At 63.4% G+C, this 585-nt stretch carries 1 protein-coding gene; it reads left to right on the top strand.

Translation table 11 applies throughout. The features are described from left to right. Positions 1-2 precede the first annotated feature (2 nt). On the top strand, positions 3-585 hold a 583-nt coding region (locus NKI46_RS30915; protein WP_352749732.1), incomplete at its 3' end, for an IS256 family transposase.

Genomic DNA, 585 nt, shown 5'->3' with positions numbered 1-585 from the left:
CCATGACCAAGACTGAAGTTAAGACCGCCAGCGCTGCCGTCAAAGACATTTTGCTTTCGAACCCGGATGGATTGCACGAAGTGCTCCGTGCGGTGATGCAGGAGGTGCTTGAGGCCGAGATGGACGAGGCGCTGGGTGCCTCGAAGAGCGAGCGCACGCCCGAACGGCTTGGCTATCGCTCGGGCTATTACGGCCGTACCCTTGTGACGCGGGTCGGCAAGCTCGAGCTGCGGGTTCCGCAGGACCGGGCCGGGCGCTTCTCCACCGAGCTGTTCGAGCGCTACCAGCGTTCCGAGCGGGCCTTGGTGGCGACACTGGCGGAGATGTATGTGCAGGGCGTGTCGACCCGCAAGGTGAAGGCGATCACGGAAGAACTGTGCGGCCATGCCTTCTCGGCCTCGTCGATCTCGGCCATCAACAAGCGGCTGGACGAGAGCCTCGCTGCCTTTGCCAGGCGCCCCCTTCAAGAGCCGTTTCCTTACCTCATCCTCGATGCGCGCTACGAGAAGGTGCGTGAAGCCGGTGTTGTCATGAGCCAGGCGGTGCTGATCGCGGTCGGTATCGACTGGGACGGAAGGCGCCAGA

The organism is Mesorhizobium sp. M0615 (assembly GCF_040320805.1).
GTDB lineage: Bacteria > Pseudomonadota > Alphaproteobacteria > Rhizobiales > Rhizobiaceae > Mesorhizobium.
The sequence above is the reverse complement of the archived record's forward strand: the minus strand, read 5'-3'. Positions and strand labels throughout refer to the sequence as shown.